This window comes from Yoonia sp. (assembly GCF_017854565.1).
GTDB lineage: Bacteria > Pseudomonadota > Alphaproteobacteria > Rhodobacterales > Rhodobacteraceae > Yoonia.
Window position 1 is genome coordinate 1 of the sequence record NZ_JAFMHJ010000010.1, and the last position, 21,596, is coordinate 21,596.

A 21,596-nucleotide genomic window follows, 5' to 3' on the forward strand; every position below is an offset into this window, starting at 1 on the left:
GGACGTATTTCTTGTAGGTTTCGGCCTGCAATTCGTCGGGCATGGTGAACATGATCAGATCACACCATGCCGCAGCTTCGGCGATGCCCATGACCTGCAGGCCTTCGCCTTCGGCTTTGGCTTGGCTCGGGGAGCCTTCGCGCAGAGCAACCACAAGGTTTTTCGCGCCGCTGTCACGCAGGTTCAGCGCATGTGCGTGGCCCTGTGAGCCGTAGCCCAGAATAGCGACTTTTTTGTCTTTGATCAGGTTAACATCGCAATCGCGATCATAGTAAACGCGCATGGTGGCGGTCCTTTGAATGGGTTTCGTTGGGGGCATTTTAACGTATGTTTTGCGCCATTGTGAGGGTCGATCTTTGAGTATTTTTAGACATGTGAATATTGTTATGCGCATTATGTATGTATATAGATATTTTTATGCTTGATGATATTGATCGCCGCCTTTTACGCCTGCTGCAGGCCGATCCCGCGCTGGGGGTGCCGGAACTGGCCAAACTGGCGGGTATGACGCCCGCGCGGGTGACGCGCCGCGTCGAGCATCTGCGTGAGGCCGGGGTGCTGCAGGGCAGTCAGATCGTGATTGACTGGGCCGTGTTGGGTTACAGCGTCGCTGTCAGCCTGCGGATCACGTTGGACAAGACGGTCGCGCGGGCATTTGACGATTTTCTGGCCGCCGCCCGTTTGGTGCCCGAAGTGATCGAGATACAGACGTTTCTGGGGCGGGTTGATGTGCGGCTGTCGCTGATTGCGCGTGATTTGCAGGATTATCAGCGGATTTACCGTCAGGATGTTCTGACCCTGCCGCATATGGCCGATATCGAGGCGCTGATGACTGTGGCCAGCGTGAAGGCGGATGAAAGCCTGCCGCTATGACGTTGGATGATCTGGATCGGGCGATCTTGCGCGCGCTGAGCGCGAATGCGGATCAATCAACCGGTCAGTTGGGCCAGAAGCTTGGGCTGAGCCAGCCGGCGACGTGGCGGCGCATCAGGCGGTTGCAGCATGCGGGCGTGATCGCCGGGCGTCGGCTGGTGCTGGACGCGGCAAAGGTCGGCTTTGGCGTGACGGTGTTTTTGGGGGTCAAGCTGGCCACAAAGGGGCGCATCAGTCTGGAGGATTTCGAACGCGCCGTCGGCGCCATTCCCGAGGTGCAGCGGATCGAGCATGTCCTAGGCCTGTACGACTATAGATTGCGGGTCGTTGCCCGCGATTTGGCTGATTTCGAGCGGGTCCTGCGCCGCCGCATCATGACCTTGCCGGGGGTGGGCAATGTCGAAGCCAATGTGCTGTTGTCGGAAGAGCGCAGGCCGGGTCCGCTTTAGCGTCGCATATCTGGTTTATCCTGATGATGCGCCGGGCGTTGTCTTGCGGTTGACACCATTCCCGCTTTGCATTCTTTTCCGGTCGGAGGTGCGAAAGAACATCCAGCCAGGCGCGGCATTGCAGGTTCTTGTGCAATGTGTGCGTGCCAACGATGTCGTATGCCGTTTTGGCGGCGCGGAATTTTGATATTTCTTTATGGGCGCCCACAGCGAGATCGGCGTTTGTCTTGCCGTGCCACTGCCGCGATTTCAGGTTGGGTTTGCCAAATGTCCTAGACTATCCTAGCAGTGAGGTAACAAGACAGGACGCCATTATGTACGAAAAGCAAAACCCAGTAGATCCCGATGGGCTGATGGAGTTTTCGGTTGTCTTTACCGATCGGTCGCTGAACCATATGTCCAAGGCGTTTCAGGGCGTGATGACGGATATTTCGGCCATGCTCAAAGACGTCTACAACGCGGATCAGGTGGCGCTTGTGCCCGGCGGCGGCACCTACGCAATGGAGGCGGTGGCCCGGCAGTTCGGCGCCGATGCCCATGCGTTTATTGTCCGAAATGGCTGGTTTTCGTTCCGTTGGACGCAGATTTTTGACGCAGGGCAATTCACCGCCAAGAACACGGTCGTGAAGGCGCGGCAATCGGGCAATGGCACGGCGGCGCCCTTTGCACCCGCGCCGATTGATGATGTGGTCGCCGCTATTCGTGCGGCAAAACCCGATGTTGTCTTTGCGCCGCATGTCGAAACCTCGGCCGGGATCATCCTGCCCGATGATTACCTGACTGCGCTGGCGGATGCGGCCCATGACGTTGGCGCGCTGTTGGTTCTGGATTGCATCGCGTCGGGCTGTGTTTGGGTGGATATGAAGGCGACGGGCGTCGATGTGTTGATTTCCGCGCCGCAAAAGGGCTGGTCGGCGACGCCGTCTGCCGGTCTTGTGATGATGTCGCAGCGCGCGGTGGATCGCATGGCCGAGACGACGTCGAATTCGTTCAGCCTGGACCTCAAGAAATGGCACAGCATCATGCAGGCCTATGAGAATGGCGGTCACGCCTATCATGCGACGATGCCGACGGACGGGCTGCGGGCGTTTCGCGACACCATGCAAGAGACGCAGGCCTATGGTTTTGCCAAGCTCAAGGATGCCCAGTGGGCGTTGGGAAATGCCGTGCGCAAGGTGTTGGCCGACAAGGGCGTGCGGTCGGTTGCGGCCGAAGGGTTTGCAGCGCCGGGTGTCGTGGTCAGTTATACTGACGATCCCGCCGTGCAGAATGGGTCGAAATTTGCGGCCGAAGGGATGCAGATTGCCGCCGGTGTCCCGCTGCAATGTGATGAGCCTGCCGATTTTCGGACGTTTCGCCTCGGGCTGTTTGGGTTGGACAAACTTTACGACGTCGATGGCACGCTGGCGCGACTGGTGGCGGTATTGGACCGCGTGCTTTAACGCGCACCTAGCCCGATTTGCATCAGTTTGCGCCGAACGGGGGTAATTCCGTAAAGCGCCTGAATACCCTTGGCGCGCAAATCCTGAACCACAGGACTGCCAGCGATGGACGCGCGGTTCAGCGCGTCGATCCCGGTGACCCGCAGCTTGATATCGCGATGGCGGCGGCGCGCATATGTGTCGAGCATATGTTGCGTGCCCAAGTTTTCCGGCGCCGCCTGCGCAAGCCCAAGCAGGCAGGCCAGATCGGTCAGCGACATGTTCAACCCCTGTGCGCCGATCGGCGGCATCACATGCGCGGCCTCGGCGACCAGTGCCGTGCGTGGGCCGGTTATGGACTGCGCGATTTGACTGATGATCGGCCAGATCATGCGCCGTGATGCCAGCGTCAGTGGTCCGTAGGTATAGGCCGAACGGGCGCTTGCCGCTGCCTCGAATTCAGCATCGGGCAGGGCGGCAAGCCGCATCGCTTCGGGTCCGTGGTCCATCCAGACGACCGCAGAGCAGGGTTTCCCATCGTGATCGGGCAGCGGGACCAGAGTGAACGGCCCGCCAGCCTGATGGATTTCGGTTGATATATTGTCGTGCGGCGCGTCGTGGGTGACCGCAAATGTAACTGCTTTTTGCCCGTAGCGCGTTGTTTTCACGTTGATGTCGGCAGCCGTGCGGACGGGCGAATTGCGCCCATCGGCACCGATGACCAACTGCGCACGCACTTGGGTGCCGTCGGTCAGTGACACCAAGGCTTCCGACGTGCGGGCGACCATATGGGAAAAACCGGTGCCGGGCCGGAAATCGACATTTGGCAGCGCGGCCAGCCGTGCGACCATTTCGCGCCGCAGCAGCCAGTTGTGCAAGTTCCAGCCAAAGGGTTGGTCGGAAATATCGGCGGCATGAAAGTCACGGGTCACTGGTGGTTGTGCTGCCGCGTCAACGATCCGCATGGTTTGCAGGGGCGTTGCGTGCGGGGCAAGCCTGTCCCACAGGCCCGCCATGGCCAGAAATTGCTGGGCCGGTTGCAAAAACGCGGTTGTGCGCAGGTCGGCGCCTTCGGCGTCGCGTGTCGTGATCGGCGTCGCGGGGTCAACGATCACCACGTTGAAACCGGCCGTGCCGAACGCTGCGGCCGCGCTCAGGCCTGCAACACCGCCACCGGCAATCAGTATGTCTGTTGTTTTGCTTTCCATGATCATGTCATAGGCCGCCTTTGTCGTCGCGGAAAGGGTCAGCGGGCCAGCTGCGACAAGAAGCCGGTCAGGTCGTTGGTGTGGTGGTGGATGTGCGCGCCGGTCGCGGGGGTGTCATGGACATGCACGGTGCGCATGCCAAGCGTGTGGGGCACAGCCAGATTGCGCGCCTCGTCCTCGAACATCGCGGATTTTGTCGGGGTGATGCCGTCGTGATCAAAGACCTTGGCAAAAGCAGCCGCTTGCGGTTTTGGTTTGAAATCAGCATGTTCCACGCCATAGACTGCGTCAAACTGCCCCGACAGACCGCGCGCGGTGATCACCCGTTTGGCATAGGGCGCGGTGCCGTTGGTATAGACGATCTTGCGGCCCGGCAGCCGGCCAAGGGCATTGGCAAGGGCGGGATCGGGGGTCAGGTGCCCGATGTCGATGTCATGCACGTCGGTCAGAAATTCGTGGGGGTCCATCGCATGTTCTTGCATCAGACCCGCCAGCGTGGACCCGTGAACCCGCCAATATTCTTCGCGCAGAAAATCAGCGCGCTTTCGGTCGACCCCGGCGACGCGCATCACAAAGGCGGTCATTTTGGGGTTCATTCGCGCGAACAATCCCGCCGAGGGGTGATAAAGCGTATTGTCGAGGTCAAAGACCCATGTATCGACATGTGTAAATGATGCGGCAACCATGGCGCGACATTAGGCTTGGCTGTGGTGTTGCGCAATCGCTTTGGCTTGATTGCAGGCGGGCCTGAGGGGTATGGTCGCAGGATCACGAAAGGCCTGACCCATGCAAGACCCACGCGCATCCCAAAAGGACGCCTACGCCCTGATCCTCGAGGCAATCGACAGCCACCTTTACAAACCCGGCGATCGTCTGGTGGAAAGCGAGCTGGCGGAACGTTTTGGTGTTTCGCGCACCCCAATTCGCGAGGCATTACAACGTCTTGAAACGCAGTCACTGCTGGCCCGCGACGGTCGGTCACTGATCGTGGCCTCGCTGGATCATTCGCAGTTGTCGGAACTTTATGTTGTGCGCGGCGAATTGGAGGGGCTTGCGGCGCGTCTTGCCGCCCGGCATGCCGCCCCCGAAGAGGTCAAGGTGCTGCGCGATATGCTGGAGGAAGACCAGAAACTGGTCGGCGATCCCATCGCGCTCAGCCGGGCAAACCGCCGGTTTCACAAGCAAATCCATCTGGCATCGCATAATCGGTTCTTGGTGCAGCAATTGGATCTGGTGCATCGGTCGATGGCGCTGCTGGCGACCACTTCGCTTGCCGCCGAGGGGCGCACGACGGGCACGTTGGAAGAACATGCGCGGATCGTCGCAGCCATTGCGGCTGGGGATGGCGATGCGGCGTATGCCGCCCTGCGTGATCATATTTCCAAGGCGTTTGTCACACGCCTGAAGCTGGACGCGCAGGCGGTCGAGGCGGCGGAGTAACCGGCGATTGCCACGTTTTCGGCAACAGGATGCCGTGGGCTGTCTTGTCCCAGTAAAATGGCTTTGTCACAAGTTCCCAAAGCCCTTTGTAGGCGGCAAGTGCGGCGAGCGGGAAGTAGAACTGCAAGGTGATGGCCCATTTCGTCAGCCATGTCTTGCGCGCCTTGTGAACGCCCACGGCCGCCACGGCGAGGTTCACCAGTTCGGATGTGACAAATAGCGCGGCAAATGCCCAGAACGCCCATGCAGGTATCAGCGCGCTCAGCGGGTGCGAGAAACCAAAAGGCAGCAACCAGAATGTCCACAAAAGCGGCGCAAGCACGAATTGCGACAGCGTCCCCAGAAAAAGCAGCTGAACGCCAAAAAACCGCCATGGTCCCAGATCGCGCCACAGCTGGGCGGGGTTGCGCATATGAACCCCATACGTCATCGCATACCCCTTGAGCCATCGTGACCGCTGTTTCACCCAAGGCCAGGCGCGGCCGTTCGCCTCTTCCTCTGTCACGGTATTGATCAATGCGGTGCGGTAGCCGTGGCGGGCCAGACGCACGCCAAGATCGGCATCTTCCGTCACGTTATGCGCGTCCCACCCGCCCAACGCATCTAATGCGTGACGCCGGAAAAACAGGGTTGTCCCGCCCAAGGGCACCACCAGCCCCAATTTTTGCAGACCCGGCAGAACAACGCGGAACCAGCCAGCATATTCGATGGTAAAGCAGCGGGTCAGCCAATTTGTGTCGGCGTTATAGTAGTCCAGCGTCCCTTGCAGGCAGACCACTTCGGGTCCGCAGTTGGCAAAGTGCCGGGCGACGACATGCAGCTGATCGGCGGCTGGCGCATCCTCGGCGTCCCAGACGCCGATGATGCTGCCATGGGCGAAATCCAGCGCGTAGTTAAGCGCGCGGGGCTTTGTCTTGATCGTGCCTTTGGGCACCACGACAGCCCGCATCCACGTCGGCAGAATGGTCTGCCCAAGCGTGGTGCGCGTCGTTTGGTCATCCGCCTCCAACACAAGACAGACGTCCAGCAGTTCACGCGGATAATCCAGCGCCCTGAGCCGACAGAGCAGGTGTTCGGTGATCGCGGTTTCATTGTAAAGCGGGACCAGCATCGTGATGACCGGCAGCCGTGCGGGGACGATATTTTGTTCCGCTGTGGGGCTGTCACGCCAGCCCAGATAGGCGGCGGTGGCCTTGAGCGCGGTGTTCAGGGCAAGGGTCAGCATCGCCCACGCCGTAAGGGCCGCAAAAAGCATGCGAGGCGCGGTGAGCGTGGCCGCCAGCAGTATGGCAGCCAATAGGATGCCAAATAACAGGGCGAATTGGCTGTTCCAGTTGCGGCAACTTTCATTCATCGGCACTTTTGCTTCCGCCCGCGTGACAAGGGTCGCGCCGAAATGACGGGTGATGCAGCGGTTAAGCTGGTCTTCGGTCGTGATCGCGGTTCGGATCGGGCCAAAGAGCGTTTTCAGGCTGTCATGATGGCGTGCGAACTGGTCGGGGCGGGCGGTCAGGATCACGGTATCCCCGCCGATTTCCCGCCACGGCAGAACCCCGTTCTGCACGCAGGTCGCCGGACCATAACGGTGCACAAGGCTGTGGTCGGGCGGCGTTTCAAGCGGATTGACCAGCTGCGCCTGCGCATTTTCGGCCATGATGCACGCGACGGTATATTGCGACACGCCGTAGATACGGCACATGACATCTGCCAGCCGTACCCCCTGACGTCGGGCGATCATCGCCGCATCGGTGGCATCCTGACGGCTGATCAATGATCGGTTGACCAAAGCCCATGCCAGCGACGATCCCGCAAGATCAGGCATGTTTTGCCCGTCAAGCCACTGTGGATCCTCTTCAACGATCACCATTGAACCCCCTGTTACGTGGGGTTCAACATCTCTCAACCAGGTTAATGTTCAGTTAAATGCTGTTTTCAGCCTGCGATGGACGTGCGCGCATCCATCGCCTGTGCAAAGCGTTCGAACAGATAGTAGCTGTCTTGGGGTCCCGGGCTGGCCTCTGGGTGGTATTGCACGCTGAAAACCGGGCGATCGGCGATGCGAATCCCGCAGTTGCTGCCGTCAAACAGCGACACATGGGTTTCGACAACGCCGTCGGGTAAGCTTTGGCTATCGACCGTAAACCCATGATTCATAGAGGTAATTTCCACCTTTCCGGTTTCAATTGCCTTGACGGGATGGTTGGCGCCGTGGTGGCCGTGGTTCATCTTGATGGTTTTGGCGCCCAAAGCGAGCGCGAGCATCTGGTGCCCCAGACAAATGCCGAAGACGGGAAGGTCCGTCGCCAGAATTCCCTTGATCATGGGCACGGCGTAAACGCCTGTTGCCGCCGGATCGCCGGGGCCGTTGGACAAGAACACGCCGTCCGGGCGCAACGCCAGCACATCCTCTGCGGTCGCTGAGGCGGGCAATACGGTCACTTCGCAGCCCGCACTGGCCAGACAACGCAGGATATTCCGCTTTGCACCAAAATCAATTGCGACAACCTTGCGCCGGGGGGCGGTCTGGGGGGCGTATCCTTGCGGCCAAGCCCACCGCATTTCGTTCCACTGATACGACTGTGCGCAGGTGACATGCCTGGCAAGATCCTGACCTTCGAGGCCCTGAAAACTGCGCGCCTTTTGGACCAGCGCGGCAATATCGAAATTGCCATCGGGGTCATGGGCAAGCGCGACATGCGGCGCGCCTTGCTGCCGGATGGCCCGCGTCAGACGTCTGGTGTCAATGCCGCCCATGCCGATGCGCCCGCGTTTGACCAGCCATGTCGTCAGCTCTTCGGTGGAACGCCAGCTGGATGCCGCGGTCGGGTCCCATTTTACGACCATGCCTTCGGCCACGGGATCGGCGGTTTCGTCATCCTCGGGATTGACGCCGGTATTGCCGATATGGGGAAAGGTGAAGGTCACGACCTGCCCCGCATAGGACGGGTCCGTCATGATTTCCTGATATCCGGTCATGGCGGTGTTAAAACACAGCTCTGCCACCGTTTCGCCGGTAGCACCGAATCCCATGCCGTAAAAGATGGTGCCATCCGCAAGGGCCAGACAGGCCGTTGGTTTTGGGGTCTTGCCATGTGCCATTGCCGCTTGCTCCTGTCAGTCAAATTGTGGCGGGTTTAAGGGGGCGGGCGGGCAGGGTCAAGGCCGGATCGGGGCCTTGCAAACAAGGGCTGGCGTCGGGCAACGGGTGCTTGTCAGCGGGGGCGCGGCACCTTATGGTCACCATTCAATTACATGTTGTGATCGGGAGTTTTCATGGACATGCGCGATCGGGTCACTGCGGCCCTCAAGGATGCAATGAAGTCACGAGAGGCCGACCGCCTTTCGACGCTACGGCTGATCAATGCTGCGATCAAGGATCGTGATATTGCGCTGCGCGGCACCGCCGAAGAAGAGGACGGCGTGACAAATGACGACGTGCTCGCGATCATGGGCCGGATGGTCAAACAGCGCCACGAGAGCGTGCGCGCCTATGAAGAAGGTGGGCGGCTTGAACTGGCTGAAAAAGAACTGTCTGAAATCAAAGTAATAGAAGAATTCCTGCCCAAACAGCTGACCGAAGTCGAAGTTAAAAAAGCGGTTGATGATGCCATTGCAGAAGTCGGCGCGGCCAGCATCCGCGACATGGGCAAGGTCATGGGTATTCTCAAGGCGAAATACATGGGCCAGATGGACTTTGGCAAAATAGGCCCCGTCGTCAAAGGGCGCTTGGGCTAACGCATTTGATCGGACGCTTTGGTCGTGTGCCGTTCAGTGTGGGCGCAGTGCCCGCTTGAGATCATCATAAAGCGCGAGCCTTTCGGTGGCATCAAGAAACGCGCCAATCTCGACTTCGCGGTCACCGCCGCGCAACGTGATGTAATTCTCGACCGGGCCGCCCTTTGGGTGCAGGTGCACGGTGACCCAATAACGGTTCGCCTCCCAATGCTGGTTCGGACCTTTGGGGTTGTGGCGGGTCAGATGGGCCGTGGTTTCGTTGACCTTCAGTTCCTCGAGTACTTCACCGCGTTTGTAGCTGATGGTCAGGGCCGTCCATAACCCCCAGAGCATAAGCACGAAAAACGGCAGCAATCCCCACAATACAGCCGTCCCCAGCACGGTGACCAGAGGCAGCGCGACAATAGCAGCGGTCGCCCCGATGAATAACACGAAATCACGGCGCAGCAGTGACCGATAGGGCCAAAGGCTCAGTTCCCAATCGGGCGTGTGGTGTGGTGGTGGTGGCGACCATTCATAGGGCATGGGAAATCATTAGCCGGGCTGCGCTGTGCCGCCAATGTGCAAATTGGTCGCGCTATGCGGTGCCGGTGCGATACGACGGTTTGAAAATGCAGGGTGCGAAAATGGGCGACGGCAGATCACATGCGAAATGTTGCGTCTGTCCATGTGCCGTTGGCACGCCACGCGATCAGGCGGTTGCGGACCCCGGCGACTGGGCGATCAAATGGGCGCATCACTTCGCGTCGCAGCTTGCGCCATCCCCTGCGCCGTGGCGGTGCCGCCTGTGTCTGGCTGGCCAAACGCGCCTCATCTATGATGGACTGTCCGGCATCGGCTGGCAGGAACTGCATCGCTTCCGCTTGTTTTTGCTGGATACAAACGCCGGGCACGACGTGATGCCGGATCACGTCAGCCAGCGGCCAATGTGCCGGGTTGAACATAAAGTCGTCAACAGGCGTGTCGCATGTTTGTGATGCGTCCAGCAGGCGGACTGCGTTCTCGCGCGATAGCAGGTACCCTGCGGTGCCATCACTGGTGGAATGGACCGGCGCAAGCACGCGGTTATCGCACAAGCTGCGCTGTTGCCTGCCGATCAGTATCCTTTGCGGCAGGAAGCTTTCCAGTTTGACGAATGTCGTATGGTCCGCACTGCGATAGATATCGCGCAAGACATGGCTGATGTCTTGGGATAGCATAATGTCATCTTCAAACACGCAGCCCCACCGCTGATCCCCCGCCGCAATATCCGTCCAGGCGGCCCGGTGGCTGAGAAAACAACCGATCTCTGGTTTGGATAGCTGGCGCTTGCCGGATGCGGGTGGACGATGGGCCGCACATGCCGCGTCAGTCAGCGTGGCACCGTCGCACGCGGCAATCCGGATCGCCGTCAGTCCACGGTCCTTGATGACCGTTTCCATATGGGCGCGCCGATCCACCGACCGATCAAGGTTGATATAGTAACACATCAGATCTTCGGTGTCGTTTTGCATGATGTCACCTTATAAAATGCTGCGATAGTAGCAAGATGGGCCGTTGCGGGCAACCGGTGACGATTCAGGGAAAATCGGCGGATGCGTCCGGCCTCGATCGGCATCTCCGTCTTTCTCCAGAATCGCGCGCCAGGCGACCCCGAGGCAACCTGCGCGCGAAACCGGGCACCAATACGGCGTGCCACATTTGTACCGCAGTCTGTCAGCGGTTCATTCGCAGCATTTTGCCACTTTATTAGTGTATGCACGAAGGTTTGGGCGATTGACGCCCTGCGCATATCTGCTTTTTGTGCCGATAATCGCAACAGTAATCAAAGTTCTGTCTTAATTCAGACGACAATTGGGCACTTTATGCGGCCAAGGTGGCGACGGTTACCCATGCCTATTATACTCAAACTAGGAGAATACTCGTGAGACGCACGAAACAGAATTTCTTGAACAGCGCGGCTATATGCCTTGCGTCGGCTGTTGTCGGCCTGACAGCGGCGCCTGCCTTCGCTGATACTATTAAACTGATGGGCGTCCAGGGCGACATCAATTTGGAAGGCGAATTTATCAAGTTTGAAAATGATATATTCACAATTCGCACGAGCCTTGGCGATCTGAATATCGCCGCAGATGCAGTCACTTGCGAAGGTGCGGCCTGTCCGCAGAATGCCGCACAGGCTGGCGAAATCACGATCGTTGGGTCTGAAACGCTGGGCACGGGCCTGATGCCTTTCCTCATCGAAGGTTTCGCAACCGAGGACGGCGCCACGATCGAATCGCAGCGCAATGTTAACGGCTACCTGACGACTGAAGTTATTGGCGATGGTGGGTTCGGTGAACCTGTCGGGACGTTCCGCGTGCTGTCCAACAGCTCTTCTGATGCATTTACGGCCCTGCAAAGCCCGGACGTGAAAATCGGCATGTCGTCACGTCGTATTCTGCCCGCCGAAGCGCGCCAGTTGCGCAACTTTGGCGCCGGTAACCTGATTGAACTCAATCAGGAACATGTTGTCGCCGTTGACAGCCTTTCGGTTATCGTACACCCCGATAACCCGCTCGGCACGATTTCGCTGGAAAACCTCGATCTGATTTTCAGCGGTCGCATCACGAACTGGGCAGAGATTGGCGGCCCCAACGCGCCGATCGTGCTTTATAGCCGCGAGGATGGTTCCGGTTCGCAGGCCGTGTTCGAAGAACGCGTGTTCGCACAATCCGGTCGGGTCCAGACCGACGCAGTCGAGGTCGTGCCATCACATGAGGCGATGGCAAGCGCAGTCCGCGCAAACCCGTTTGCCATCGGCTATGTCGGTTCGGCATTCGAGCGTGGCACCAAGGCGTTGGACCTTGTCGGTTCTTGCGGCCTGTCGTTTTCACCTAACGCATTTTCGGCCAAGACCGAGGAATACCCGCTTCAGCGGCGTCTGTACCTCTATAACCGCGCTGACAATGTCGACGCCACAACGCAAGAGTTCATCGACTACGTCACGTCCGACGCAGCCGACAGTGTCATCGCCAAGTCCGGCCTGATCAACCTGTCGATTTCCCGCGTTCAGCAGGACCGTGAAAATGGCCGGATACGTTCGGTTCTGCAAAATGCCGTGGACCCGTTTGAATTCCAACTGGCCCGCGACATGTTGCTGGACATGTTCGAATGGAACCGCCTGTCGACTACGTTCCGTTTTGCGTCAGGTTCTGCGCGTCTTGACGGTAAAGGTCTTGAAGACCTTGGACGTCTGATCGACTTCCTCAAAGTTCAGCCTGCCGGCACTGAGGTGTCTGTCGTTGGTTTCACCGATGGCGACGGCGCATTTGGGTCGAACCAAGGTCTGTCTGTCGTGCGTGCGCAGCAGGTTGCGGACGAGTTGCTGAATGCGGGCGGTGCTGATCTGCAGAACGTCAGCGTCGGCGTGAAAGGTTATGGCGAGCTGTCACCAGCGGCCTGTAACGATTCCCTCGAAGGCAAGCGTATCAACCGTAGGGTCGAAGTCTGGGTGCGTCAGGGAGCATAAGGTCAAATGATACCGTCGCGCGCCCGCGCGGCGGTGCCTTTCGTTCACAGATGTTAACTGATCTTGCTGTGGCGTATCGCTACGTCCGCACGCATGATCTTTGGAGAATGACGATGAAAATCAGAACAACACTACTTAGTGTGTTGACGGCCTTGGCTATTCCATCCGCGTTGTTGGCAGAAGACGGCGTTACTGCCGACACGATCCAATTTGGCCAGATCGCGGCATTGGACGGACCAGCAGCGCAGCTGGGTCTTGGCATGCAACTGGGGCTCTTGGCGGCCTTTGAGGAAGTAAACCGTAACGGCGGCGTCAATGGTCACAAGCTGGCTCTCGACAGTTGGGACGACGGCTATGAGCCTGACCGCTCGACCGCCCATATCAACGCGATGATCGAAGGCGGTGAACACTTTGCCCTGATCGGCAGCGTGGGTACACCGACTGCCTCTGTGTTGCAGCCCATCGCAACTGCGGCGCAATTTCCAATGGTGGGTGCCTTTACCGGCGCCGGTTTCCTGCGCAACCCCGCGCTGGGCAATGTCTACAACGTCCGCGGCAGCTATGACGCTGAAACGGAACAATGGATCGCCCATCTGGTCGACAATGAGGGGCTGACCCGCATTGCGATCCTGTACCAGGACGACAGCTTTGGCCGGGCCGGTCTAAGCGGCGTCAACAAGGCGATGGATGCCCGCGGCATGTCGCTCATTTCCGAAGGCACCTACACCCGGAACACAACGGATGTAAAAGACGCGCTGCTGACGATCCGCGATTCCAACCCCGAAGCTGTCGTCATGGTGGGCGCGTACAAACCCATCGGCGAGTTTATCAAACTGTCGCGTTCGTATGAATTCACGCCAGAGTTCGTCACGATCTCCTTTGTGGGATCACAGGCGCTGGCGGATGAGCTTTGGCCAGAAGGCTCCGGTGTGGTGATCAGCCAGGTTGTGCCGTTCCCTTGGGACAACTCTGTGCCGATCGTTGCCGACTATCATGCGGCTTTGCAGGCGCAGAACCCCAATGCATTGTTCGGTTTCGTGTCCCTCGAAGGGTACATGGTCGGCCGCGTTGCCATCGAGGCGTTGAAAAATGCGGGCGAAAATCCAACCCACGAAAGCTTTTTGCAGGCGTTTGCGGAAATGAGTTCGTTTGATTTGGGTGGGATCGAAATCTCGCTCGGCGCAGAGGACAACCAAGGCATCGACACGATCTTTATGACCCGGCTTTTGCCTGACGGGTTCTTTGAGCCGATGTAACTGACGGTCCAACGTGGATTCATCAAAAAAGGGCAGCGCGCAAGTGCTGCCCTTTTTGCTGTGCCGATTGCGTCATGCCGCGATTGATCCTATTGATCGGTCGTGAAAACATACGCGCATGAACGATCAGGCAGGCAAGAACTATGGGTGAAATCTGGGAGGGACTGATGGCTGGCTTGTGGCTGGTCGTGACCCTTGATCCCGATCTTGTCGAAATCACGCTGCGGTCGTTGCAGGTCACGCTGACCGCTGTGGTGATTGGGTCTGCGATTGCTTTGCCTTTTGGGGCCTGGCTGGCCATTCGCCGGTTTCGCCACCGGCGCGCGACGATTGCACTGTTGAATGCGCTGATGGGGCTGCCGCCGGTCGTGGTGGGGCTGATTGTTTATCTTTTATTGTCGCGCTCGGGGCCGTTTGGCGTATTGGGGCTGCTGTTCACGCCCACGGCGATGATCATCGCGCAGGTAATTATCATCACACCGCTGATCGCGTCCATCGCGCACCAATCCATCCGCGATATCTGGTCCGAATATCATGATCTGTTGATTTCGCTTTCAACCACCAAACGGCAGCGCATCGCGACCCTGATCTGGGACGGGCGGCGGGCACTGATGACTGCGTCGCTTGCCGGGTTCGGGCGTGCGATTGGCGAAGTGGGCGCGATTATGATCGTCGGCGGCAATATCGACCACGCGACCCGCGTCTTGACGACGGCCATCGCGCTTGAGACGGGCAAAGGTGACTTTGCGCTCGCGCTTGGTCTTGGTTTCGTGCTGATCGGGCTGGCGATTGCGGTGAACGTCGCAACCCATATGATCGGACGCACCGAAAGCGACGGCAAATGGTAACTTCGATCCTGCCCCTGAAAATGTCCGGTGCCGTGGTGAAACGGCGGGGGAAAACCCTGCTGGGTCCGGTTGACCTGACGGTGTCGCAAACCGGTTTTACGATTGTGATGGGCCCAAATGGCGCCGGTAAGACGACCCTTTTGCGCGCGCTGCATGGCTTGGAACGGCTTTCTGGTGGACAGGTGCAATGGCAAATTCCGCTGCGCGACACGCTACAGCGGCAAGCCTTTGTGTTTCAGACCCCGATCATGATGCGCCGCTCGGTGCGCGATAATCTGGCCTATCCGCTGATCCTGCATGGCACACCCAAGGCTGCTGCGTATGCGCTGGCCGCCGACTGGGCCGGGCGCATTGGTCTGGGCCGGGCGCTTGATCAGCAAGCCCCCCAACTGTCGGGCGGCGAAAAACAAAAGCTGGCGCTGGCACGCGCGCTGATGCGGTCACCCGATATTCTTTTTCTGGACGAACCCTGCGCCAATCTGGACGGCCGCGCCATCCGCGAGATCGAAGCGATCTTGAAATCCGCGCAGGCAGGTGGCACCCGTATCCTCATGGCGACCCATGACATCGGGCAGGCCAGACGTTTGGCGAGTGATGTCGTGTTTCTCATGCATGGAAAAATAATCGAAATGGCCGCCGCCGATGCATTTTTCGGCGCACCCAAAACCCCACAGGCCGCCGCTTTGTTAAATGGAGATATCGTAGAGTGACCCGTATACTTGCTCTGGTTCTTGGGCTGACAGGCACTATCGCCTCTGCCGAAGACCTTAAACTTGCCGTGACCACATCGTTCCACAATTCAGGTCTGTCAGAAATTCTGCTGCCTGCCATTGCCGAAGACACCGGCATCACCGTCCAGTTGCTTGTCGTGGGCACCGGTCAGGCGATCCGTCTGGGCGAGGCGGGGGATGTCGATGCGATCCTTGTCCACTCGCGTCCCGCAGAAGATGCATTTCTGGCCGACGGCTACGGCACGCATCGCCGCGAAATCATGTACAATGACTTTGTTTTCATCGGTCCGGTTGCTGACCCTGCGGCCATCGCCGATGCAGATACTGCCGCCGATGCGCTGGCGCGCATTGCCCAGACCGAAGCCGTTTTTGTCAGCCGTGGCGACGATAGCGGAACCCACAAGAAAGAACTGTCTTTGTGGGATGCCGCCGACGTGTCGCGCGGCGGTGACTGGTATCGGCCAGTGGGTGCCGGCATGGGCGCTGCGCTGAACACGGCTGCCGGTATGAACGCCTACATTCTGGCCGACCGCGCCAGCTGGCTGAACTTTGGCAACAAGGCTGATCTGGGTCTGTTGTTTGCAGGCGATCCGGTGCTGTTTAACCAATACGCCTACATCCCGGTCAATCCCGAATTGCACGGCCACATCAAAGCCGATCTGGCGGTGAAACTGGAAGACTGGCTGACATCGCCCCGCGCGGCAGAGCTGATCAACAGCTACACGATCAACGGTGAAACGCTGTTCACCTTCAACGCGCAGCCCGCATCCTAGTGGTGGTGATGGCCATGATCATGCCCGTGTTCATGATCATGCGGTTCGTCTTCATCTAGCGAGCCGTGAATGGCAAACTGATCGATCCCCGCTGATTGGGGCTCGATCGACCTGAACCCTTCCTTCACGCCGGCCTCGGTCAGTTCGCGTGATACCATCAGCAGGGTGTTCGGGTCCTGACCGTCACATAATGCGATCATCTGCGCGATTTCATCTGCCGCCACGCCCTGTGCGGCCGCGACCGATGGCGCGCCATAGTGGCTGACGAAATGGGCGGCCAGTGCGGCGGTCAGGGCGTCGATTTCGACCTGCTCGACCTTGGTGACAGCCACGACCGACACCCGTCCGAATGTCTCAAGGCCCAGCCAGCCGTTGCTGAATGCCTGCCGCGCCTTGCCAGCCAGATCGCCGTCCGACCAGTTCGAAAACTCGAACCCGCCGGATATGCACCATTCACCCGTCCGGGCGGGCGCATGAAAGATGTTCATGTCGCTTTCGTCAAAATGGATCGCGCGGGCAAGGTATTGGGCTGTCATCATGTTTCCAACAAACTGGTCAGTGGGATAAGTGTGGTCGTTTCGCCGTCCCGGCGCAACATGCCAAAACGTTCGTCAAGGCCGACAAAGTCGCCTTCGCCAAGGCCGTGCATCAACCCCTGCAATTCCGAATGCAGCGGTTTGACACCGTCATCGTCCCAGCGGTTGACCCAGACCAGCATGTGACGCGCCCAGCTTTCCAACAGCAAGACGGGGTCCACATCCATGCAGCCTTCGGCGTAAAGCGCCGTTTCGTCGGGCGTGTCGCCGGGATCGTCGGACGCGGGCCAAAGCGGTAGTTCCAGACCGATGATCAGCCAATCGGGGATGTCGTCGGGGACCGTCCCCGATGCTTTGGCCTGCAACCGGCCGCAAGCGCCGCCGTTCAATCGGATGCCGCCGTTCCAATCCAGATGCACGGCGACTTCTGGCGGGGCGACGGACCCCAAGGCGTTCTGAAACCCGATGCCGCAGGCCGGCAGCATCGCCATTGCATCTGCCAACGGAACCTCGGGCGCAAAGACGATGGCGGCGCGCAGGTCATTCCCGCTGAGGTTATAAATCACCGTGCCCGCGTCGCAGCCTTCGGTGGCCATGGCAACAGCGACATCCATGGGATTGTCGACCGTTGCCATGCCCGAAAGAAGCGGCGGAAAGACCGGCGCTGTCATGCGTGACCTGCGGCGATCAAGGTGCGTGCGACCACGCGAAACGCCTCTGCCTGCGGGCTGTCGGGTTTGGATACGACAATCGGCGCGCCCCCGTCGGCGGCCAGACGGATGTCCAGATGCAAGGGCAATTCAGCCAACAGGGGCACCCCCAGCTTTGCCGCCTCTGCCGCCACGCCGCCATGGCCAAAGGTGTGTTCCTCGTGGCCGCAGTTGGAGCAGATGTGCGTGCTCATGTTTTCGATCATGCCAATGATCGGGGTGCCCAGCTGGTTGAACATATCAATGCCCTTGCGCGCGTCGATCAGGGCCACGTCCTGCGGCGTCGAGACGATCACGGCACCTGTCACGTCGAACTTTTGCGCCAGTGTCATCTGCACATCGCCGGTGCCGGGGGGCAGGTCCACGATCAGCACGTCAAGCGCGCCCCATTGCACCTGATTCATCATCTGCTGCAACGCGCCCATCAACATCGGGCCGCGCCAGACAACGGCCTGATCATCGTTTTGCATCAGGCCGATCGACATCATCGTCACGCCGTGGTTGCGCATCGGCAGGATCGTCTTGCCATCGGGTGACGCAGGACGCCCCGAAACACCCAGCATACGGGGCTGCGATGGCCCGTAGACATCGGCGTCCAGCAGGCCAACGCGGCGCCCTTCGGCGGCCAGCGCACAGGCCAGATTGGCCGAGACCGTGGATTTGCCCACGCCGCCCTTGCCCGAGGCAATCGCAAGGATGCGATCAATGCCGGGGATCTTCTGCGGGCCCTTGGGTTCGGATTTACGCTGCGGCTTCAGATCCGGCGGCGCGGCAGGCGTGGTGTGCGCGGTCATGATGGCCGACACGTTGCCGATGCCCGGCATCGCCCTGAGCGCCGCTTCGGCTGCGGCGCGCACGGGTTCCATTTGTTGGGCCAGTGCAGGGGCCACTTCAAAGACAAAGCGCACGTTGCCGTCATCGACATTCAAGGCCCGGACCAAACCGGCAGCCATGATATCATCGCCCGAGGCGGGGTCTTCAATCGTTTTCAGGGTCGCAATGACCGCGTCGCGGGTGATGCTCACTTACGCGTCCTTCCCGCTGATTTTGCCAGTCACGACATGCTCCAGACCCAGTTCGGGAATGGACAGGACCATCTTGGCTTCAAATGTCTTGCCGGGCGCTGCGTTGCGCATCGCCTCTTCAATCGCTTGCTGCGATGTGACGCCGACCTGCTTGAGAAACTTGCGCATGGACATGTTGAAATCTTCGCTCATTTTCGTCTCCTGTCTGTTGCGCGCGATTGACGCTGCGGGGTTCGTCCCGCTAGCGTGGTCACCATGCGCATTTTCCTAATTCTTCTGTGGCTCATACCTATAAGCGCTGGCGCGCAAGACAACAGCATTCGGCTGGCGATCCCTGATCCTTTGTTGGAAACCGGGTTTATGGACTACTTGCTGCCGCGTTTTTCGCTCAAATCCGCGATCCGCGTGGACCGTGTGCCCGTTGGTGCGCCCGCCGATCTGGTCCTGACCCGCGAACCCGCCGGGCAAGTGGTGTTCATTGGCGCCGATGCGCAGTGGTATCTGGACACGCAGATCGACAGCCCGACCGCCATGCGGTTCGCCGATTGGCTGACATCTGATGCGGGGGGCCGCGCCATCACAGGCTTTCAGCCGCAGGGTGACACGATATTCCTGTTGCCGCAACCCGACGCACCTGTCGTGGTCCGGGTCCCGATCAACCCGGCGCTGGCGGCCAAAGGGGGCGATCTGTCGCTGGATCACTGTGGGCGCTGTCATGTGGTCAGCGATGCCAACCGGATGAAGGGTATCGGCTCGACCCCGTCTTTTGCGCTGATCCGCACATTTTCCGACTGGGACACCCGGTTTCAAACCTTTTACGTGCTCAAGCCGCACCCCGCCTTCACCCAGATCACGGATGTGACGGACCCATTCGATCCCGCGCGCCCATCGCCCATCGTGCCCCTGCACATCACGGCAGAGGACCTGGACGCAATCATCGCCTTTGTGGCGACGATTGCCCCCGCTGATCTGGGCGCACCTATGCAATCTCAGTGATCCTTGCGCTTTGACAGGTAGTCATCGGTCGTGCGGACGCGCGGGCGCTCTGCCCCGGCGAAGGGATTGTTTTCCGAATGATACTGCGCCTGTATCCGACAATTGTCACACATCTGGATCATCCGGGCCGCTGCCGGATTGGCGAACATCGCGTGTTTCCCGGCCAGCTTTTCGGTGATCTTGTCGATCGTTGATTTGACACCGAACAGGTTGCCGCATTCGACGCAGGCAAACGGCTCTTCTTCGTGCAATACCACCTGGGCAAATGCGCCATCAGTCAGGTTCAACTGCGGCTTGAGGGTAATCGCATTCTCGGGGCAGATGTTGCTGCACAGACCGCACTGCAAACACGCATCTTCCTGAAACCGCAACTGCGGCTTGTCTTCGTTGTCCATCAACGCGCCCGATGGGCAAAGCGATACGCATGACAGACACAGGGTACAGGCATCGGTATCCACCAGAACCGCGCCATAGGGGGCGGTGTCGGGCAGGGGGATGATCGTGGCATCCGTCAGCGCCTTGGCTGCCGTCCGCGCCACTTGGCGTCGCGAACCCATGGGCAGGATCGGGCTTGCGACGGCGCGCGCCTCTGTGCCGTCAAACAAGGTGTCCGACAAGGCGTCGGGGTCTGCAATATCCAGCAGCCGGATCGCCTTGCCGCTGATCGCCAGTCCCAGCGCCAGTTCGCGCGACAACGTATCGCGGTCCGACTTGGGCGACAGCAAAATATCTACGGTCGCAAATCCAGCCCCCAGACCTGCCAACATCTCGGCATGGCCGAAACCAGCCAGCGCCGTCACTTCCAGAGGGATCACATTCGCGGGCAGACCGCGCCCGAAACGTGCAGCCAGCTGGATCATTTCGATCCCGTGGCTGTCATCATGCACCAGCAACCGCGGCTGGGTCCCGCCGGCCTTGCGAAACGTGCTGGCCAGCGTTTGGATGCGGCGGAACAGGCTGTCGACTGGCGGGGCATCAAACGTAATAGCCCCCGAAGGACAAAGCGCCGAACACGCGCCGCACCCGGCACAGATCATCGGATCAATCGCCACATGTTCGCCCGCCGACGTGATCGCACCCGTCGGGCAGGCATTCAGGCAATTCGAACAGGCCGGTTGTTCGGCACGCGAATGCGCACAAAGCGATGGTTCAAGCCGCACATACAGCGGCTTTTCAAAGGTGCCGACCATCTGTGCCGCCTCAAACACGGCATCGGCAACCGATGGTGCATGCTTGGGATCGGCGCGCAGATAGCCGTCACGCTTTTCATGGGCTGAAAACAGCGGCGTATCGCCTGACAGGTCCAGTATGATGTCGCACTGCGACGTGGCGCCATCCTGCGGCGCGGAAAACCGGGGGTGGCCCCGCCCGCCCGGCTCGAGGTTCTGGACGGCATCCAGCCGCAGATCGAACGCGCCCAGTGATCCGCTCGCCCGTGTCACCCGGCCTTTGATCACATCGAAGCGGTCCGTTGCATCAGGATCGCTGGCATCGGTCAAAAGCAAGGTCACGCTCAGCACCTCACCCAGCTTTGCGGCCGCGTCCAGCGCGACCTGACCCGCGCCGATAATCAGGCAAACCCCATCTGACGTTACGTCACGTACCTTGGGTTCGATCTGCGGCAGCAACGCTTCCGCCGCGAGGGCCGCCATCTTTGGACCATTTGTCGCAGGGTCATCAGACCAACCCGCCCGGTCGCGCAGATCTACAAAAAGTGGTAACTCCGCGTTAACTTCTTGGGCGATTTCTTCAAAAATGCTCTGCTCTTGACCGCAGGCGATGATTACTCCGCCATTTGTGATCGCTTTTGTCGCGCTCTCGATTTCTTTTGTGCACAAAGCGGTGTGTAAACGCGAACACTTCAGGCCGGTTGCACCCTCAATCGCGGCTGTGTCTATTGTTTGGCTTCCCAAACAATCACATATAATCAATTGTTTAACTGTATTTGGCTGTTGGGTCATTGGCTCTCTCCCGCGGTTCTGCGCTTCCGCAGTCGGCAGAGTGTAGCCATGTATTGCCGGGAACGTAAACCGGAAACGGTGTCGTGATATGCCGCATCGCAGCATCGCATTTTAGCAAAAAAGTGCTTTCCGAACAGTCCGATT

23 protein-coding genes are annotated in these 21,596 nt (G+C 59.5%); 11 read left to right on the forward strand and 12 right to left on the reverse strand.

The window, feature by feature from the left end; genetic code table 11:
• Positions 1–283 (reverse strand): NAD(P)-dependent oxidoreductase (locus QZ196_RS06045; protein WP_296424862.1); only part of this gene is annotated, 283 nt, incomplete at its 3' end.
• 134 nt (positions 284–417) lie between these two features.
• Between QZ196_RS06045 and QZ196_RS06050 the strand changes: the two genes are divergently transcribed.
• From QZ196_RS06050 to QZ196_RS06060, 3 genes are all read left to right on the forward strand, one after another.
• Positions 418–873 carry an Lrp/AsnC family transcriptional regulator gene (locus QZ196_RS06050; RefSeq protein WP_296424954.1) on the forward strand — a complete coding sequence of 152 codons (456 nt, stop codon included), beginning with the start codon at positions 418–420 and terminating at the stop codon, positions 871–873.
• Positions 870–1,322 (forward strand): Lrp/AsnC family transcriptional regulator, encoded by a 453-nt coding sequence (locus tag QZ196_RS06055; protein WP_296424863.1) that lies wholly within the window; start codon positions 870–872, stop codon positions 1,320–1,322. The genes QZ196_RS06050 and QZ196_RS06055 overlap by 4 nt, the downstream gene beginning before the upstream one ends.
• Positions 1,323–1,636: 314 nt before the next feature.
• Positions 1,637–2,764, forward strand: coding sequence for an aminotransferase class V-fold PLP-dependent enzyme (locus QZ196_RS06060; RefSeq protein ID WP_296424864.1), 1,128 nt, complete (start codon positions 1,637–1,639; stop codon positions 2,762–2,764).
• Here the strand turns inward: QZ196_RS06060 and QZ196_RS06065 are convergent.
• Both QZ196_RS06065 and QZ196_RS06070 read right to left on the reverse strand, forming a co-directional pair.
• Positions 2,761–3,951 (reverse strand): UbiH/UbiF family hydroxylase, encoded by a 1,191-nt coding sequence (locus QZ196_RS06065; RefSeq protein WP_296424865.1) that lies wholly within the window; start codon positions 3,949–3,951, stop codon positions 2,761–2,763. The two genes, QZ196_RS06060 and QZ196_RS06065, sit on opposite strands and share 4 nt — an antisense overlap.
• Before the next feature lie 38 nt (positions 3,952–3,989).
• Complete coding sequence (locus tag QZ196_RS06070; protein WP_296424866.1) at positions 3,990–4,637, reverse strand: pyrimidine 5'-nucleotidase; 648 nt, start codon at positions 4,635–4,637, stop codon at positions 3,990–3,992.
• Between the two features lie 100 nt (positions 4,638–4,737).
• Here QZ196_RS06070 and QZ196_RS06075 point away from each other — a divergent pair, with 100 nt between their 5' ends.
• Positions 4,738–5,391, forward strand: a complete 654-nt coding sequence (locus tag QZ196_RS06075; RefSeq protein ID WP_296424867.1) for a GntR family transcriptional regulator — start codon at positions 4,738–4,740, stop codon at positions 5,389–5,391.
• On the opposite strand, the gene QZ196_RS06080 is transcribed toward QZ196_RS06075, so the two are convergent.
• Both QZ196_RS06080 and carA read right to left on the reverse strand, forming a co-directional pair.
• Positions 5,345–7,258 (reverse strand): glycosyltransferase family 2 protein, encoded by a 1,914-nt coding sequence (locus QZ196_RS06080; protein ID WP_296424868.1) that lies wholly within the window; start codon positions 7,256–7,258, stop codon positions 5,345–5,347. The genes QZ196_RS06075 and QZ196_RS06080 overlap by 47 nt on opposite strands.
• Before the next feature lie 65 nt (positions 7,259–7,323).
• Positions 7,324–8,490 (reverse strand): glutamine-hydrolyzing carbamoyl-phosphate synthase small subunit, encoded by a 1,167-nt coding sequence (gene carA / locus QZ196_RS06085; RefSeq protein ID WP_296424869.1) that lies wholly within the window; start codon positions 8,488–8,490, stop codon positions 7,324–7,326.
• Positions 8,491–8,664: 174 nt separating this feature from the next.
• Here carA and QZ196_RS06090 point away from each other — a divergent pair, with 174 nt between their 5' ends.
• Positions 8,665–9,126 (forward strand): GatB/YqeY domain-containing protein, encoded by a 462-nt coding sequence (locus QZ196_RS06090; protein ID WP_296424870.1) that lies wholly within the window; start codon positions 8,665–8,667, stop codon positions 9,124–9,126.
• 33 nt (positions 9,127–9,159) lie between these two features.
• Here the strand turns inward: QZ196_RS06090 and QZ196_RS06095 are convergent, their stop codons facing one another.
• Positions 9,160–9,651: a DUF2244 domain-containing protein gene (locus QZ196_RS06095; RefSeq protein ID WP_296424871.1), complete on the reverse strand. Its 492-nt coding sequence runs from the start codon at positions 9,649–9,651 to the stop codon at positions 9,160–9,162.
• 116 nt (positions 9,652–9,767) lie between these two features.
• Positions 9,768–10,619, reverse strand: coding sequence for a glycosyltransferase family 25 protein (locus tag QZ196_RS06100; protein ID WP_296424872.1), 852 nt, complete (start codon positions 10,617–10,619; stop codon positions 9,768–9,770).
• A gap of 410 nt (positions 10,620–11,029) precedes the next feature.
• Between QZ196_RS06100 and QZ196_RS06105 the strand changes: the two genes are divergently transcribed.
• The 5 genes from QZ196_RS06105 (at position 11,030) to QZ196_RS06125 (ending at position 16,224) form a co-directional block, all read left to right on the forward strand.
• Positions 11,030–12,616, forward strand: coding sequence for a phosphate ABC transporter substrate-binding/OmpA family protein (locus QZ196_RS06105; protein ID WP_296424873.1), 1,587 nt, complete (start codon positions 11,030–11,032; stop codon positions 12,614–12,616).
• Between the two features lie 113 nt (positions 12,617–12,729).
• The gene (locus QZ196_RS06110; protein WP_296424874.1) at positions 12,730–13,872 is read left to right on the forward strand and encodes an ABC transporter substrate-binding protein; all 1,143 of its coding nucleotides are present in this window, start codon (positions 12,730–12,732) and stop codon (positions 13,870–13,872) included.
• A 143-nt stretch (positions 13,873–14,015) separates the two neighbouring features.
• Positions 14,016–14,720 (forward strand): ABC transporter permease, encoded by a 705-nt coding sequence (locus QZ196_RS06115; protein ID WP_296424875.1) that lies wholly within the window; start codon positions 14,016–14,018, stop codon positions 14,718–14,720.
• Complete coding sequence (locus QZ196_RS06120) at positions 14,714–15,430, forward strand: ATP-binding cassette domain-containing protein (RefSeq protein ID WP_296424876.1); 717 nt, start codon at positions 14,714–14,716, stop codon at positions 15,428–15,430. The genes QZ196_RS06115 and QZ196_RS06120 overlap by 7 nt, the downstream gene beginning before the upstream one ends.
• Complete coding sequence (locus QZ196_RS06125; RefSeq protein WP_296424877.1) at positions 15,427–16,224, forward strand: substrate-binding domain-containing protein; 798 nt, start codon at positions 15,427–15,429, stop codon at positions 16,222–16,224. The genes QZ196_RS06120 and QZ196_RS06125 overlap by 4 nt, the downstream gene beginning before the upstream one ends.
• Here QZ196_RS06125 and QZ196_RS06130 read toward each other — a convergent pair.
• The 4 genes from QZ196_RS06130 to QZ196_RS06145 are packed head-to-tail and all read right to left on the reverse strand — an operon-like array spanning position 16,221 to position 18,687.
• Positions 16,221–16,760: a DUF6505 family protein gene (locus tag QZ196_RS06130; RefSeq protein ID WP_296424956.1), complete on the reverse strand. Its 540-nt coding sequence runs from the start codon at positions 16,758–16,760 to the stop codon at positions 16,221–16,223. The genes QZ196_RS06125 and QZ196_RS06130 overlap by 4 nt on opposite strands.
• A complete protein-coding gene (locus QZ196_RS06135; protein ID WP_296424878.1) occupies positions 16,760–17,431 on the reverse strand; it encodes a biotin/lipoate--protein ligase family protein in 672 nt (223 codons plus the stop codon). The genes QZ196_RS06130 and QZ196_RS06135 overlap by 1 nt, the downstream gene beginning before the upstream one ends.
• Positions 17,428–18,495, reverse strand: a complete 1,068-nt coding sequence (locus tag QZ196_RS06140) for an Mrp/NBP35 family ATP-binding protein (protein ID WP_296424879.1) — start codon at positions 18,493–18,495, stop codon at positions 17,428–17,430. Before QZ196_RS06140 ends, QZ196_RS06135 begins: the two co-directional genes overlap by 4 nt.
• On the reverse strand, positions 18,496–18,687 hold the full coding sequence (locus QZ196_RS06145) for a DUF6494 family protein (protein ID WP_296424880.1): 192 nt from the start codon (positions 18,685–18,687) through the stop codon (positions 18,496–18,498). It abuts the gene before it with no gap.
• A 63-nt stretch (positions 18,688–18,750) separates the two neighbouring features.
• On the opposite strand from QZ196_RS06145, the gene QZ196_RS06150 reads away from it, so the two are divergent.
• The gene (locus QZ196_RS06150; protein WP_296424881.1) at positions 18,751–19,491 is read left to right on the forward strand and encodes a hypothetical protein; all 741 of its coding nucleotides are present in this window, start codon (positions 18,751–18,753) and stop codon (positions 19,489–19,491) included.
• Here the strand turns inward: QZ196_RS06150 and QZ196_RS06155 are convergent.
• On the reverse strand, positions 19,485–21,452 hold the full coding sequence (locus tag QZ196_RS06155; protein ID WP_296424882.1) for a 4Fe-4S binding protein: 1,968 nt from the start codon (positions 21,450–21,452) through the stop codon (positions 19,485–19,487). The two genes, QZ196_RS06150 and QZ196_RS06155, sit on opposite strands and share 7 nt — an antisense overlap.
• Positions 21,453–21,596 lie beyond the last annotated feature (144 nt).

What these genes read in the sequence shown, in the direction of transcription:
- QZ196_RS06065 (WP_296424865.1), bottom strand. Translation starts at nt 3,951, where the DNA reads ATGGAAAGCAAAACAACAGACATACTGATTGCCGGTGGCGGTGTTGCA.
- QZ196_RS06050 (WP_296424954.1), top strand. Translation starts at nt 418, where the DNA reads ATGCTTGATGATATTGATCGCCGCCTTTTACGCCTGCTGCAGGCCGAT.
- QZ196_RS06155 (WP_296424882.1), bottom strand. Translation starts at nt 21,452, where the DNA reads ATGACCCAACAGCCAAATACAGTTAAACAATTGATTATATGTGATTGT.
- QZ196_RS06120 (WP_296424876.1), top strand. Translation starts at nt 14,714, where the DNA reads ATGGTAACTTCGATCCTGCCCCTGAAAATGTCCGGTGCCGTGGTGAAA.
- QZ196_RS06080 (WP_296424868.1), bottom strand. Translation starts at nt 7,258, where the DNA reads ATGGTGATCGTTGAAGAGGATCCACAGTGGCTTGACGGGCAAAACATG.
- QZ196_RS06070 (WP_296424866.1), bottom strand. Translation starts at nt 4,637, where the DNA reads ATGGTTGCCGCATCATTTACACATGTCGATACATGGGTCTTTGACCTC.
- QZ196_RS06100 (WP_296424872.1), bottom strand. Translation starts at nt 10,619, where the DNA reads ATGCAAAACGACACCGAAGATCTGATGTGTTACTATATCAACCTTGAT.
- QZ196_RS06135 (WP_296424878.1), bottom strand. Translation starts at nt 17,431, where the DNA reads ATGACAGCGCCGGTCTTTCCGCCGCTTCTTTCGGGCATGGCAACGGTC.
- QZ196_RS06055 (WP_296424863.1), top strand. Translation starts at nt 870, where the DNA reads ATGACGTTGGATGATCTGGATCGGGCGATCTTGCGCGCGCTGAGCGCG.
- QZ196_RS06130 (WP_296424956.1), bottom strand. Translation starts at nt 16,760, where the DNA reads ATGACAGCCCAATACCTTGCCCGCGCGATCCATTTTGACGAAAGCGAC.
- QZ196_RS06090 (WP_296424870.1), top strand. Translation starts at nt 8,665, where the DNA reads ATGGACATGCGCGATCGGGTCACTGCGGCCCTCAAGGATGCAATGAAG.
- QZ196_RS06145 (WP_296424880.1), bottom strand. Translation starts at nt 18,687, where the DNA reads ATGAGCGAAGATTTCAACATGTCCATGCGCAAGTTTCTCAAGCAGGTC.
- QZ196_RS06110 (WP_296424874.1), top strand. Translation starts at nt 12,730, where the DNA reads ATGAAAATCAGAACAACACTACTTAGTGTGTTGACGGCCTTGGCTATT.
- QZ196_RS06060 (WP_296424864.1), top strand. Translation starts at nt 1,637, where the DNA reads ATGTACGAAAAGCAAAACCCAGTAGATCCCGATGGGCTGATGGAGTTT.
- carA (WP_296424869.1), bottom strand. Translation starts at nt 8,490, where the DNA reads ATGGCACATGGCAAGACCCCAAAACCAACGGCCTGTCTGGCCCTTGCG.
- QZ196_RS06095 (WP_296424871.1), bottom strand. Translation starts at nt 9,651, where the DNA reads ATGCCCTATGAATGGTCGCCACCACCACCACACCACACGCCCGATTGG.
- QZ196_RS06075 (WP_296424867.1), top strand. Translation starts at nt 4,738, where the DNA reads ATGCAAGACCCACGCGCATCCCAAAAGGACGCCTACGCCCTGATCCTC.
- QZ196_RS06150 (WP_296424881.1), top strand. Translation starts at nt 18,751, where the DNA reads ATGCGCATTTTCCTAATTCTTCTGTGGCTCATACCTATAAGCGCTGGC.
- QZ196_RS06115 (WP_296424875.1), top strand. Translation starts at nt 14,016, where the DNA reads ATGGGTGAAATCTGGGAGGGACTGATGGCTGGCTTGTGGCTGGTCGTG.